Annotated in this window: 10 protein-coding genes; 6 read left to right on the top strand and 4 right to left on the bottom strand. The window is 72.8% G+C overall.

Features of this window, described 5'->3' with window-relative positions:
- Window positions 1-2: 2 nt before the first annotated feature.
- Window positions 3-3,152: a serine/threonine-protein kinase gene (locus DVS28_RS18220; RefSeq protein WP_164710730.1), complete on the bottom strand. Its 3,150-nt coding sequence runs from the start codon at window positions 3,150-3,152 to the stop codon at window positions 3-5.
- A gap of 113 nt (window positions 3,153-3,265) precedes the next feature.
- Here DVS28_RS18220 and DVS28_RS18215 point away from each other — a divergent pair, with 113 nt between their 5' ends.
- On the top strand, window positions 3,266-4,003 hold the full coding sequence (locus tag DVS28_RS18215; protein ID WP_114594263.1) for a Type 1 glutamine amidotransferase-like domain-containing protein: 738 nt from the start codon (window positions 3,266-3,268) through the stop codon (window positions 4,001-4,003).
- Here DVS28_RS18215 and DVS28_RS18210 read toward each other — a convergent pair.
- Window positions 3,927-5,480: a sensor histidine kinase gene (locus DVS28_RS18210; protein WP_114592729.1), complete on the bottom strand. Its 1,554-nt coding sequence runs from the start codon at window positions 5,478-5,480 to the stop codon at window positions 3,927-3,929. The two genes, DVS28_RS18215 and DVS28_RS18210, sit on opposite strands and share 77 nt — an antisense overlap.
- Entirely contained in the window at window positions 5,477-6,163 is a 687-nt protein-coding gene (locus DVS28_RS18205) for a response regulator transcription factor (RefSeq protein ID WP_114592728.1), read from the bottom strand. Before DVS28_RS18205 ends, DVS28_RS18210 begins: the two co-directional genes overlap by 4 nt.
- Window positions 6,164-6,299: 136 nt before the next feature.
- On the opposite strand from DVS28_RS18205, the gene DVS28_RS18200 reads away from it, so the two are divergent.
- From DVS28_RS18200 to DVS28_RS18180, 5 genes are read left to right on the top strand one after another with little or no spacing between them, the layout of a single operon-like run.
- Window positions 6,300-7,028 carry a hypothetical protein gene (locus tag DVS28_RS18200; protein ID WP_164710729.1) on the top strand — a complete coding sequence of 243 codons (729 nt, stop codon included), beginning with the start codon at window positions 6,300-6,302 and terminating at the stop codon, window positions 7,026-7,028.
- On the top strand, window positions 7,028-8,101 hold the full coding sequence (locus DVS28_RS18195) for a peptidoglycan-binding protein (protein ID WP_114592726.1): 1,074 nt from the start codon (window positions 7,028-7,030) through the stop codon (window positions 8,099-8,101). Before DVS28_RS18200 ends, DVS28_RS18195 begins: the two co-directional genes overlap by 1 nt.
- Window positions 8,098-8,835: an ABC transporter ATP-binding protein gene (locus DVS28_RS18190; protein ID WP_114592725.1), complete on the top strand. Its 738-nt coding sequence runs from the start codon at window positions 8,098-8,100 to the stop codon at window positions 8,833-8,835. Before DVS28_RS18195 ends, DVS28_RS18190 begins: the two co-directional genes overlap by 4 nt.
- A complete protein-coding gene (locus tag DVS28_RS18185) occupies window positions 8,835-10,079 on the top strand; it encodes an ABC transporter permease (protein WP_114592724.1) in 1,245 nt (414 codons plus the stop codon). The genes DVS28_RS18190 and DVS28_RS18185 overlap by 1 nt, the downstream gene beginning before the upstream one ends.
- A gap of 1 nt (window position 10,080) precedes the next feature.
- Window positions 10,081-11,913 carry a peptidoglycan-binding protein gene (locus DVS28_RS18180; RefSeq protein ID WP_164710728.1) on the top strand — a complete coding sequence of 611 codons (1,833 nt, stop codon included), beginning with the start codon at window positions 10,081-10,083 and terminating at the stop codon, window positions 11,911-11,913.
- Between the two features lie 154 nt (window positions 11,914-12,067).
- Here the strand turns inward: DVS28_RS18180 and DVS28_RS18175 are convergent, their stop codons facing one another.
- Entirely contained in the window at window positions 12,068-14,227 is a 2,160-nt protein-coding gene (locus DVS28_RS18175; RefSeq protein ID WP_164710727.1) for a transglycosylase domain-containing protein, read from the bottom strand.
- Window positions 14,228-14,234: the final 7 nt, after the last annotated feature.

The raw sequence follows: 14,234 nt of genomic DNA, 5'->3' as shown, positions 1-14,234 counted from the left end.
GGTCAGCCCGACCCGAGGGATCGCAACCGTTCGTCGGCATGCTCGGCCAGGTCCGGGTCCGCGGACTTGAGCACGCGCCGCCAGCAGGCCGCCGCGGCCTCGTGGTCCCCGAGGGCCCGGTGGACGTCACCCATGACCAGCAGGGTCGGCTCCATGTCCTCCGGACCGCCGATGTCGAGGGCGGTCTTCGCTGCGTCCTTGGCCTCCGACGCCCGACCGGCGCCGAGCAGGACCTGCGCGATGCGGCGCAGCGGCTCGGGATCCGCCGGGGCGTGGTCCCGCCAGCGTTCGTAGAGGTGCCGGGCCTCCTCGGGACGTCCTTCGTCCTCGTACAGCTCCGCCAGCCCCACCAGCGCCTTGACGGCGGCCGGGCCACCGCCGTCGGCAACCTGCCTGATCGTCCGTCGCGCATCCTGCTCGCCGAGCCGAAGGCGCGCGTGGGCGTGGAACAACGTCGCGTGGTCCAGGACCGTCGGGTCGTCCACGGACTCCAGCAGCTGCCCGAGCGCCGTCACGGCCATGACGTCGTCGTCCTCGTCGACGTAGGTGAGGGCAGCTTCGAGCAGCAGGTCCTCGCGGTCACCCAGCGTCGCCCGCTCGGCAGCCCGCAGGTACGCCTGTCGGGCACCGTCGTGCTCGCCCACGAGGCTGTGCAGCGCCGCCCGGATCCGCATCACCAGGACGAACGCGTCGGTGTCGGACTCGGCCCGCGCCGCCGCACGCGTCAGCAGCTCCTCGGCCGGGGCCCGCTCCCCGCGGTGGCCGAGCTCGTCGGCGAGGATCGCCATGGCCCGGGCGCTGACGTGGACCGACCGTGCTTCGCTGGCCGTCTCCAGCAACGCTCGCGCGCGAGACCAACGGCCCTTCATCAGCATCGCCTCGGCCAGGCCCACGCTGGCCTCGGGGGCCAGGGCCCAGTCGCCGGATGCGATCACGCGACGCAGGTGCGCCTCGGCTGTGTCGACGTCGCCGCTGATCAGGGCGCGACGCCCGAGGGCGACCTGTGCCTGCCGGGAGGCGGTCGGATGCCCCACCGCCAGCGCATCGCGGAACAGGCGGTCGGCACGCTCGTGGTCACCGTCGGCCTCGGTCAGCAGGCCCAGGACGAGGAGCCGTTCGGCTCGGTGCTCGGGGCCGCCACGGTCCAGCGCCCGCTCGAGCAGCGCCCGGGCCTTCACTGGGTCGCCGGCATCGGCCAGCAGCTGCGCCGCGACGGCCTGCAGCGCGGCGCCGTGTTCGGTGGCGTACGCGGCGAAGAGCGGTTCGAGGGCCGCCTCGACGCCAGCACGGTCGTCCCGCGCGGCCGCGAGCGCGGCCCGGCCGTAGGCGAGGACCGGCCGGTTGGACGGATGCCGTCCTCGGTCCTCCGCCGTGCGCAGCCAGCCCTCGGCAGCCGACAGGTCTCCGCGGCCGGCCAGCTCGGCGGCCTCGAGGACCCCGGCGAGGGGACCGGCGACGGGATGGCCACCGTCGACGAGGCGACGGGCCATCGCGGTGGCCTCCTCCGCATCGTCCAGGTCGCGGTGGAGCGCCTGCAGCTCCAGCAGCGCGATCGCCACGGGCTCCGGGGGGAAGTCCCCGTCGACGACACGGCGGTAGCAGGCGATGGCGCGGTCAGGGTCGACGCGCTCGGCGCAGTTGCCCTGCACGATCAAGGCCAGCCCAGCCGTCTCGGCGTCCTTGGCCTCGAACTCCAGGCGCGTGCTCACCGCCTCGGCGCGCCCGAGGTCGCCCGTCGCGAGGTCGAGCGCCGCCCCCAGCAGCAGGGCCCCCTGTCCCTGCCCGTCCGGCAGGTCAGCGGCGGCACCGATGAGATCGCGTGCCTCCCTCTCCTCGCCCATGCGTTGCAGCAGGTCGGCGTACTCCGCGAGCAGGTCGCCACGTCCCTCTCCGGGCCACGCGCTGGCCCGGGCCAAGCTGGTCATCGCCCCGTCGGGGTCACCCATCGCCGCGAGCAACCTGCTGAGGGTGATGGCGGCGTGCTCCCGGGCCGGACTGTGCTCGCTGACCAGCGGCCGCAGGTGGCGGATGGCGGCACCGACGTCGCCCCGTGCCGCCTCGATCTCGGCCAGGCCGACGCGGGCCCGGTCGGCAACCATGCCGTTGTCGTCGGCCGCCAGCTCGGCCAGCAGCTGTTCGGCGCTGGGGACGTCACCGGTCAGCCATCGGACGCGGGCCTCCTCCAACCGCGCGAGGCCCGGGACGGGCACGGTCGCCGGCCCGGAGGTGATCGGGGGGCCGTCCGTGGCCTCACCGGCCACACGCGTGGGCGGCGACGGACCCACGGCCTGGGCCGTCGGGAGCGGACCGGGCTGGACACCCCGCTGCAGCAGCCGCGTCGGGGACAACCCCAGCGTGGCCTGTGCCTGCTGGAGGAGCCGACCGAACGCCGCGGCGTCAGCAGGCCGGTCCGACGGTGACCGCGCCAGACCGGCGGCGACCGCCTCCTCCACGACCGGCGGGACGCCCATCTCCACCAGCGACGGCAGCTCGTCGTTGAGGATGGCGTACATCGTCTGGATCATCTCGGCCCGTCGGTAGGCCGGGCTGCCCAGCAGCGCATGGTGGAGCGTGGCTGCCAGCGACCACAGGTCGGTGGACGGGGTCACGGCACCGTCGAACGCCTCGGGCGCCATGTAGGCGACGGTGCCGAGCAGGCCGCCCTGCACCGTGAGCTGACGCGTCTGCTGGGTTCGCGCAATCCCGAAGTCGGCGAGCTGCGGTTCGGCGAACTCGTCCAGCAGGATGTTGTCGGGCTTGATGTCGCGGTGCACGATGCCGGCGTCGTGTGCGGTGGCCAGCGCCCCGCACAGCTTCACGCCGACGTCGAGCACCTCTGGCACGTCCAGGCGGGTGGTGGAGGCGATGCGACCGGCCCAGTCCCCGCGGTCGAGGAACGCCATCACGATGTACCGGTGGCCCGTCTCGGTGGTACCGGCGGCGTGCACGGTGACGATGTGGGGATGGCTGGACAGTCCACCCAGGACGCGACGCTCCCGTTCGAAGCGGCTGATGTCCTCCTCGCTGGCCCGCGTGTCGTGCAGCACCTTGATCGCGACCTCGCGCTGGAAGTCGACCTGCCACGCCCGATAGACCGTCCCGAAGGCGCCCGAACCGATCTCGGACAGCCGCTCGAACCCAGCCAGCTTCACGACGGGGATGCTAGACCACCGACTCGCGTGTCGGACCGGGGATCCGGGATCCGGCGGTGCGGTGCGTCGGGCGTCGACGTCCCGACACCCACGACCTGACAGACTCGTGTCCCATGACGGACGTGACGGCCACCACCGCCGGACCGCTGGCCCTGGTCGGCAGCGGCGAGTTCCTGCCGGCCATGGCCGAGGTCGACGCCGACCTGCTCGACGGGCGGGCTCGGCGGGTCGCCGTCCTGCCGACCGCCGCGGGCCCCGAGGGCGATCGCAGCGTCCGCCGTTGGTTCGACCTCGCCCACCGCCACTACGCGGGACTCGATGCGGAGGTGGTCGAGGTCGACGTGCGCGAGCGGGCCGCGGCGATGGACCAGCGGTTCGTGGACTTGCTCGACGGGGTCGGGATGATCTACCTGTCGGGCGGCAACCCGGGCCATCTGGCCGACACCCTGCGGGGGACACCGCTGGACGGGGCCATCGCGAGGACCTGGCGGGGAGGGGCTGCGCTGGCCGGCTGCTCGGCCGGGGCGATGGCGCTGGGCCGGACCACCCTGACGATGCGAACCCATCCGGTGGAGGGTTTGGGGCTGGCCGGCCCGGTCGCCACCATCCCGCACTTCGACCGCTTCGGGTTCGCCCGACGGATCGCCGGCGCGGTGTCGTCGCTCGTGATCGACCGGGGCGAGACGGTCATCGGCGTGGACGAAATGACCGCCGTGGTGTGGTCGCCGGCCGACGGAACGTGGCGGGCGGCGGGGGCTGCGAAGGTCTGGTTGGTCACCCCGTCGGGTGGCCGAGGACAGGGGCACGGTCATGGTGAGCACGTGCCACTGCCGATGCCTGCCGCAACCTGACGAGGAACGTCGCGCCACCCCCGGGTGTGGGGAAGAGCGCCACGTCGCCACCGTGGGCCTCGACGATGGACTGCACGATCGACAGCCCCAACCCGCTGCCGCCCGAGGCCCGGGTGCGGGATTCGTCGGCACGCCAGAACCGGGCGAACACCTGCGCACCCACGTGGGAGGGGATGCCGGGCCCGTTGTCGCTGACCCGGACCTCGACGTGGCCGTCGTCGACGGTGGTGCCGACCCGCACCGTCGTGCCGTCCGGGGTGTGCTGGACGGCGTTGTCGACGAGGTTGCCGATGACCTGCCGCAGCCGGTCGGGGTCGCCGGTCACCACGGCACCCTCGACGACGTCCAGCTCGACCGTGTGGGTCCCGTGGGCCACACCGACGTTGCGGACGGCATCGGCGGCGACGGCGGACAGGTCGACAGGCGTGGCGTCCAGGGGCCGGCCGCGGTCGGTGCGTGCCAGCAGGAGGAGGTCCTCCACGAGCCGGCCGAGGCGCGCGGCCTCCTGCTCGGTGGCCTGCATCGCGTCGTCCATGGCGGCTCGGTCGGCCAACCCACCGAGCCGGTACAGCTCCGCGTACCCACGGATCGTCGAGGTCGGGGTGCGCAGCTCGTGCGAGGCATCGGCGACGAACCGGCGCAGCCGCTGCTCCGTGGCGTCCTTGGCGTCGAAGGCCTCTTCGATCGTGCCCATCATCCGGTTGAGCGCGGCGCCGAGCTGATCGGCTTCGGTGTGGGAGTCCCCGTGGGTCACACGGTGGGAGAGGTCCCCGTCGGCGATGACCGTTGCGGCCCGGGTCATGCGACGCAGCGGCGTCACCCCCAGGCGTACGACCGCGCCGATCACGAACACCAGGACCAGCCCGGCACCGGTGGTGACCGCCGCGACGACGACAGCGAGCCGCCGCGCCGCGGCATCGACGTCGTCGAGCGGCAGGGCGACCAGCCGGACGGCGTCGTCGTTCGGGCTGGTCAGCACCCGGAGGCGGTACCGAACACCCGCAGGGTCGCTGTCGACGGTCAGCAACGTTCCGTCCGGGTCCTCGACGTCCTCCAGCAGCCCGGCCACCTCGGTGGTGTCGGGCGCCGGCTGGTCGTCTCCGAAGGTGGGGCTCGACAGGGTCGTGACGGTGCCGTCGTCGGACAGCACCCCGATCCACACCGGGGACGGCGGCCGATCGCGTGATTCGACTGCGTCGATGTCGCCGTCCTGGATGTCGCCGTCCTGGATGTCGCCGTCTCGGATGTCGCCGTCGAGGAGGTCGGCGAAGTCCGGCGGGACGCCGCCGTCGGGTCGGTCGCCCGCCCACGAGGGAACGGCGATACCGAACCGGCCGAACCCGCCCAGCCCGCGCAGCTGTTCGTCCACCTGCTCCACCAGATGGCCGCGGGTGCTCGCCACGGTGATCCATCCTGCGGCCGCCAACGCCACCACCACGACGACCATCCCGGCGATCAGCCGAGCACGCAGGCTCACGGGTTGGTGCGCATGACGTAGCCGACCCCGCGGATCGTGTGGATCAGCTTGGGGTCGTGGCCGTCATCGAGCTTGCGGCGCAGGTACCCGATGTAGGTCTCGACCACCCCACCGTCGCCGTTGAAGTCGTAGCGCCACACCTCGTCGAGGATCTGCGCCTTGGACATGACCCGACCGGTGTTGCGAAGCAGGCACCGCAGCAGGTTGAACTCCGTCGCGGAGAGGTGGACGGCTTCGCCCGCCCGGGTCACCCGGTGGGCCACCTCGTCCATCTCCAGGTCCGCACACGACAGGTGCTGACCCGACGGCACCGTGCCCGCACGTCGGAGGACCGCGGTGATGCGAGCCACGAGCTCCTCCAGGCTGAACGGTTTGGTCAGGTAGTCGTCCCCGCCGATCGTCAGGCCATGGACCCGATCCTCGACCGCGTCGCGCGCGGTCAGGAACACGGTGGGGATCGCGATGCCCCGGGCCCGCATCCGGCGGCACACCTCGAAGCCGTCGATGTCGGGCAGCATCACGTCGAGCACCGCGGCGTCGGGCGTGGAGCGTTCCAGTGCACGCAGGGCCTCTGTGCCCGAGCCGACCCCTTCGACCTCGAACCCGTGGTGGCGCAGCGCTGCCACGAGCATGGTCCGCAGGTTGTCCTCGTCGTCGACCAGGAGCAGGTGTTGTGCCGTCATGGCTCGACAGCATGCGGGCGGTTTCTGGGAGTTTCCTGAGAGACGCCTGTGTGCGTGCCGTGGGTGTGCGTGTTCTCGGCAAGCTCTCGTGTTCGTCCCAGCCGCGTCTCGTGCAGCCGCCGCAGCATCGCTCGGCATGACCACCTCAATGCACACACCCCCGTCGTCGCGGCGGCGACCGCCTGCTCGTCGACGCCGGCCCGCCCTCCTGCTCCTGTTCGTCCTCGCGCTGGCCGCCTCGGCCTGCGGGGGAGGTGACGACGCCTCCGCCTCCGAGGGCGTCGCCTCCCTCGCGACCGAGGCCGTCGTAACCGCCGACACCGGGGATGGTGACACCGACGGAACCGACGCCGAGGTCACTGAGGAGGACCTGCTGGACTGGGTGGAGTGCATGCGCGGCGAGGGCATCGACATCGACGACCCGACCGTCGACGCCGACGGCAACCTGACGCTCGCCCCGCCCGGTGGCGGTGCCCGTCCGGGTACCGCGGATGCTGGTGCCGGCGGTGCGGGGCTGGGTCAGCGCGACGACGCTGGTCGCCAGGAGGCCTTCGACGCCTGCGGTGAACCACCCCTCCAGCGTGGCGGGTTCGAGTTCAGCGACGAGGACCAGACCGAGCTGCAGGACCAGTCGCTCGTCCTTGCCCAGTGCCTGCGTGACCTCGGCCACGACGTGGCTGACCCCAGCCTCGACGACGGCCCCGGGGGCCTCGGCGCGATGTTCGGAGGCCTCGACCGGGAGGACCCGTCGGTGCAGGCCGACCTCGAGGCCTGCCAGGCGGAGGCCTTCGGCGAGGACGGCGCGCCGTTCGGTGGCGCTGGTGGGCCGGGCGGCCGCGGTGGCGCAGGCGGGCAGGGCCAGTGATGCGCCGCCTGCTCGTCGTCCTTCTTGGCGTGGTCGGCGTCCTGTCCGTCGTCGGCTACGCGATGGCCACGCAGACGTCGGCCGCCGATCCCGAGGCTGCTGATGCCTCGGCCACGGAGGCCGCTCCGCTGGCAACGGCCGACGTTGCCGTCCGGGACATGGTCGTGACCGAGGAGCTCGAGGGCACCCTCGGGTACGGCGAGTCCAGCGTCCTCTCGGCGTCCGCCGACGGGATCGTCACCGCCGCAGCCACGGTCGGCGACGTCCTGCAGCCCGGCGACGTCCTGGTGGCCGTGGACCTCGAACCGACGGTTCTGCTGGAAGGCCCCATCCCCTTCTTCCGCGCACTCGACAGCAGCGTCGAGGACGGTCCGGACGTCCAGCAGCTGGAGACCTGGCTGGTCGCCGCCGGGTACGCCGAGGGCCTGGACCTGACCGTCGACGAGACCTTCACCAGCGTCACGGCCATCGCGGTCGAGGCGTGGGAGACCGCCCTCGGCCGACTCGAACCCGACGGAGTGGTCGAGACCGCCGACGTGGTCTTCACGACGGGGCCGCTGCGCGTGGCGAGCATCACCGCCGACGTCGGCAGCCGTGTGCAGGCAGGCAGCGAGCTGCTGACCGCCACCGGGACCGACCTCGTCGTCACCGTCGACCTCGACACCGACGACCTGGAGCAGCTGCCGCTGGGCGCCACCGTGGCGCTGGAGCTGCCCGACGGTGCCGCGACCACCGGCACCGTGGCGACCGTCGGCGTCGACGCCGAGGCCGAGGCCGCCGACGAGGAGACGACCACCGATCCAACCGTCCCGGTGATCATCACCCTCGACGATCCGACCGAGACCGACATCGAGTCCGGCACCGTCGCCGTGACCGTGGAGACCTCCAGGGAGGACGACGTCGTCGCGGTGGACGTGACCGCGCTGATCGCCCTCGCCGAGGGCGGGTACGCCGTCGAGGTCGTCGACGGCGCCGCCACCCGGCTGGTGGCCGTCGAGGTCGGCACGTTCGTCGACGGCTGGGTCGGCGTGACCGGGGTCGAGCCCGGCACGACCGTGGTGGTGCCGTCATGACGGGTTCCGCCGCCCCGCTCGGCTCGTCCGATCCGGCTGTCCTCGCCGAACCCGTGCTGGAGCTGCGCGAGGTCACCAAGGCCTATCCCGGCGAACCGCCCACCCAGGTCCTCCACGGCATCGACCTGACCGTCCGCCGGGGTGAGCTGCTGGCCATCGTCGGTCCGTCCGGATCCGGCAAGTCCACGCTCCTGAACCTGATCGGCACCCTCGACCGGCCCACGGAGGGCACGGTCGTGGTGACCGGCCACGACGTCTCGACCCTGCGCGACGCCGACCTGTCCGCGCTGCGGGCCCGCGAGATCGGGTTCGTCTTCCAGCAGTTCTTCCTGCTGTCGGGGCTCTCGGCGATCGACAACGTCGCTGATGGGCTGCTCTACACCGGGCTCGCCCTCCGCGAACGTCGGGCACGTGCCGAGGAGGCGCTGGAGCGTGTCGGCCTGTCCCATCGCCTGCACCACAACCCCGAGAAGCTGTCCGGCGGCGAACGCCAGCGCGTGGCGGTCGCCCGGGCGCTTGTCGGCCGACCCGCGGTGGTCCTGGCCGACGAGCCCACCGGCAACCTCGACTCCCGTTCCAGCGCCGCCATCGTGGCGTTGCTCCACCAGCTGCACGAAGAAGGGTCGACCATCGTGGTCATCACCCATGACCGGGAGATCGCCGCGTCGTTGCCGCGGCAGATCGAGATCCGTGACGGCCACGTTGTCAGCGACTCCGCAGCGGCGGTGGCGTGATGGGTCGCCTCGTGCCTGCTCGCCTGCTGCCGAACCGACGTCGGACCGCGGTGCCCTCGAGCTCCCTGCACACCATCGATGTCGTGCGCGTCGCCACGGTCGGCCTGCGGACACGCCGCATGCGGACGGCGCTGTCGGCGCTCGGCATCGCCATCGGCATCGCCGCCATGGTCGCCGTCCTCGGGATCTCCGAGTCCTCTCGCGCCGACCTGCTGTCGGAGCTCGACGACCTCGGCACGAACCTGCTCAGCGTCCAGGCCGGCACCGGCTTCGGGCTGGGCGCTGGAGACCCGACCCTGCCCGAGACCGCCGACGCGATGTTGGCGCGCATCGGTCCGGTCGAGGCGTCGTCGTCGGTCACCTCCGTCACCGCTGCCGTGTACCGCACCGACCTGGTCCCCGAGGACCTGACCGGTGGCATCAGCGTGAAGGCTGCCGACACCGACCTGCTGGACACGCTCGTCGGCAGTGTCGCTGACGGCGAGTGGCTCGACGCGGTCCGCAGCGACCTGCCGGTCACCGTGCTCGGCGCGGTCACCGCCCAGCGCCTCGGCATCGACGACGTCGCGGATGGTGTGCGGGTGTGGATCGGCGAGGAGTGGTTCACCGTCATCGGGATCCTCGACGAGCTGCCGCTGGCCCCCGACATCGACCGCTCGGCGATCATCGGCACCGGCATCGCCGCGTCGCTGCTGGATGCCGACATCACGCCGGAGATCATCCACCTGCGAGTCGACCCAGAGCAGGTCGACGCGGTCCAGGACGTCATCCCGGCCACCACCAATCCGGAGAATCCTGATCAGGTCGAGGTGTCGCGTCCGAGCGACGCGATCGAGGCTCGTGCCGCAGCCAGCGATGCGTTCACCTCGCTCTTCCTCGGCCTGGGCGCGGTTGCGCTGCTGGTCGGCGGGGTCGGCATCGCCAACGTCATGGTCATCTCCGTGCTCGAGCGCCGGTCGGAGATCGGCCTGCGGCGAGCGCTCGGCGCGACCCGCCGCCACGTCACCATCCAGTTCCTCGGCGAGTCGCTGGTCCTGTCCGGCCTCGGTGGTGTGCTCGGTGTCGCGCTCGGCGCGGGCGTCACCGTCGGCTACGGGATGATCCGCGGCTGGCCTGTCGTCATCCCCAGCGTTGCCGTCGCGGGTGGCCTCGGTGCCGCCCTGCTCATCGGGGCGTTCGCCGGGCTGTACCCGGCGTTGCGTGCGTCCCGCCTCTCACCCACCGATGCCCTGAGGACCGTCTGACATGCCCATCATCGATCCATCCGCTTCTTCGGCGTCTGGCAGGGCTCCTGCCGTGCTCGGCGTCGCCGTGGTCTGCGCGGCAGTTCTCGGCATGGTCTGGGCTGGACTGGCCGTCGGTGGCGTGGCCGGGGCGGCCGAGACGACCGCCCCGATCGATCCCGGCCCCACCACGGTCGCCACAGCGGCCGAGCTCGTGGTCGACGCCACGCTGGAGGGCACCGTCGAACGTGCCGACGAGCGCACGTTGACCATCGGTGGTGGCGTCGTTGCCGTCCCCGTCTCCTCCGACGACGACGCCGTCGCGTCCGGTGACGGGCAGGCTGCCGTTGCCGGCCTGCGCGGCCAGAAGGTGGCCCAGGACGCCACGGAGGCCCCGTCCACCGATCCCGCCGCCGAGGCGCCCCCAACCGAGGCGTCCCCAACCGAGGCGTCCCCAACCGAGGCGCCCACGACAGAGACGCCCACGACCGAGACGCCCACGACAGGGGCGCCCACCGAGACCCCGCCGTCCGGGACCAGCCCGACGGCCGAGCCGACGCCGACCACGGAGGCGTCCCCGACCGCCGAGCCGACTGCCGACCCCACAGCCGGGCCGACCGCCGAGCCCACAGGCGGGCCGACTGTCGAGCCGACCGACGAGCCGGCGGCACCGGCGGCTCCGACCCCCACGGCGTCGGAGCCGTCAGCGGTGTGCGTGCCCGACACGGCGCAGCCAGCGACCACGCCCGACCCCGAACCGACGACGACGCCCGTCCCGGAACCGACCGACGAGCCGACACCCGAACCGGAACCGACCCCCGCGCCCGACGACGCCGTCGACTGCGACCAGGCAGATGCCGGTCGCGAGGACGGACAGTCCGATGGCGCCGGTACGGCCGCACCCGGCGGCGGTGGCGGTGGCCGCGGGACGACGACGAGCGGTGGGACCACCGGGTTGGGCGGCGGGACCGGCTCGGCCGGCACCAGCGGCACCGTCGAGGCAGGCGCGGGTGTCGCCGCGAACGGCCCCACGCTGACCTCGATCGCTGCGGTCGGCGACCTGCTCGACCTCGGCACGGTCGCCTGGACCCTCGACGCCGAACCGGTGGTGGTGCTGGTCGGTGACGGGGTCTGGTACCGCGACCTCGACACCGATGCCGAGGACGGCGATGACGTGGCGTTGCTCGAGTCGGCGCTGGTGTCGCTCGGCTACGGCGACGACCTGACCGTCGACACCACCTTCACCTCCGCCACGGCCAGCGCTGTCGAGGCCTGGGAAACCGCGCTCGGCCGCACCGACCCCGACGGGGCCGTGACCACCGACGAAGTCGTCCTGCTGGACGCGCCGGCGACGATCCTGCGTCACGACGCCGTCGTGGGTGCCAGCCTGTCCGACGGCAGCCCCGTGCTGAGCGTCGGCGGGGAGGAGCAGCTCGTGGTGGTGCCCGCGCCCGCCGACGAGTCCCGCGCGTGGGAGGTCGGCACCCCCGTCACCCTCCTGGTCGACGACCGGGTCCTCGGCACGGGCACGGTGTCGGCGCGCAGCGTCGCCGTGGAGGGCGGCACGGTCGACCAGGTGGGGACCCGGACCCTGCACGTCCAGGCCGACGACGACCTGTCGGACCGTCCCGACGGGTCGGCGATCACGGTCAGCCGGATCGCCGACGGCACAACGGCGGCGGTGACGGTCCCCGTCGCTGCGCTGGTCGAGGGCACCGACGGCACCCCCGCGGTCCGGGTGGCCGAGGGCTCGACCGACCGGTTGACCCCGGTCGTGATCGGCCTGGTCGTTGACGGCCGTGCCGAGATCACCGACGGCATCGACGCCGGCACCACCGTCCGGCTGCCCGGCTGACCCGTGTCGTCTCCGTCGCAAGGGGGTCGACGGGGACGACACGCGGCTGGGGGGTGTTGGTTGGGTCGCGAGGGGGTCGACGGGGACGACAGACAGCTGGGGGGTGTTGGTTGGGTCGCGAGGGGGTCGACGGGGACGACACGCGGCTGGGGAGCTAGTCGGGGTCGTCGGGGTCCCGGCCCAGCAGGCCGCCGACGATGCCGCCGTTCGGACCGGGTGGGTCGTCCTCCTCAGGCGGCGGTGGAGGTGGCGGGGGCGCGGCCGTCGGGGGCGGCGGCTCGGGCGCGGCGGAGGGCTGTGGGACCGTGGGAACCGGCGCGGGGGCCGGCCGGGCGGGTTGGGGGTTGGTGACCAACGACGAGGGTCCACGTGGTGGGGTCGGCTGCTCGCCGTCCCGACCGTCGCCCTCTCCGGGTTCGACGAACTCGCGGGGCTCGACCCCCTCCAGCAGGACCGGCGCGAGGTCCGCCCAGATCGTGGCGGGAAGCTGACCGCCATAGCAGGCCGCCGAGCAGCCGGGCAGGTTGCGCAGCGGGATGTCACCGTCGATGTGGCTGACCATCACCGACAGGGCCAGGTCGGGGGTGTGGCCGACGAACCACACCTGCGCGGAGTCCGACGTGGTGCCCGTCTTGCCCGCCTGCGGGATCCCGATGTCGGCGCGCCTGCCGGTGCCACCGTCCACCACGTCCTGCAGCGCGAGGTTGGCGCGACGAGCCACCCCGGGTGCAACGGCCCTGTAGCACCGGCCCAGTCCGCCGGGGTCGTCCTCGATGTCCCAGCCCTCGGCACCCATCCGGCGGGACCACTGCTCCACGTCGTCGGGGTCGGGTTGGCGCGGGTCCGGCGGGGGCAGCGCCTCACCGTCGGGTCCGGTCACCTCCAGCACCAGACGGGCCGGACAGGCGACCCCGTCGTTGGCGAGCGTCCCGAACGCGCTGGCCATGTCCAGCGCCGTCACCGACGACGTGCCGAGCACCTGGGTCAGGTCGTTGTCGCGCAGGGTGGACTGCACGCCCAGCCGGGTGGCCATCTGGGTCATCGGGCCCGACCCGACGGCTTCGGCCACCTGGGCGAAGACGGTGTTGACCGAGCTGGCCGTGGCCTGTCGCAGGCTGCATCGGCCTCCACAACCGCCACCACGGGGGCTCCAGTCGCCGATGGTGATCTGCCCGGGCGCCGCCCACGAGGAGTCCAGCGTGTAGCCCTGCTCCAGCGCCGCCGCCAGGGCGAAGACCTTGAACGTCGACCCCGACGGGCGGCCGTAGTCGGGGTTCAGCGCCAGGTCGACCTGCGACACCTCGAACCCCCGTCCCGACCACGCGGCCAGCACGTCACCGGTCGTCGGGTCCAGCGCCACCGCAGCCGGCTCGAACCCCACCTCTTCGGGCAGGTGCGCCACCATCTGTCGTTCCAGCGCCCACTGCTGGTCCAGCTCCACCGTGGCGGTGATCTGCAGGCCGCCCTTGTACAGCAGGTCCGGCCCGTAGGCCTCCAGCAGCTGGCGGCGGATTTCCTCCACCAGGTAAGGGGCGGCCGGTGCAGACGTGTTGGTGTCGACGAGGCCCAGCGGCTGCAGGCGCGCAGCGTCGGCGTCGGCCTGCTCGACGAAGCCGTACTGCACCATCTCATCCAGCACGCGGTTGCGTCGCTCGAGGGTCCCCTCGGGGTCGTCGATGGGGGAGTAGTCGGCCGGCCGGCCCAGCGTCTGGGCGATCGTGGCCGCCTGGGCCAGGTCGAGGTCCGCCGCACCGATCCCGAAGTACGTGACGGCCGCGGCTTCCGCGCCGTAGGCCCCTTCGCCGAAGTAGGCCCGGTTCAGGTACGCCTCGAGGATTTCCTCCTTGGACAGGTCCTTCTCCAGCTGCACCGCCAGCACGGCCTCGCGGATCTTGCGACTGAAGGTGCGCTCGGACCCGGTGAAGGCGTTCTTGACGTACTGCTGGGTGAGGGTCGAGGCACCCTCACGGATCTCCCGCTCCGACACGTTCTGCCACACCGCCCTGACCACGCCCAGCGGGTCGACGCCCTGGTGGTCGTAGAAGCGGTGGTCCTCGGTGGCCAGCACGGCGTCCTGGAGGAACGGCGAGATGGCGGCCAGCGGGACGTACTGGTGCTCGACCTCGGCGGCGAAGCGGTACCAGGGCGTGCCGTCACGATCGAACAACGACGAGGGGCTGCCGAGCTCACGGGCGGGCGGGAGGCGCCATTCGGTGTTCAGGGCGAGGTAGCCCGCCCCGACCAGGAGCAACGCCACGATCGCGATCGTCGTGGTCAGCGCGATCGCCAGACGCAACACGAACCGTCGGATCACCGCTGCC

It is taken from the genome of Euzebya pacifica, assembly GCF_003344865.1.
Taxonomy (GTDB): Bacteria; Actinomycetota; Nitriliruptoria; order Euzebyales; family Euzebyaceae; genus Euzebya; species Euzebya pacifica.
Note: the sequence above shows the minus strand (reverse complement) of the source record. Positions and strands in the feature narration are given on the sequence as shown.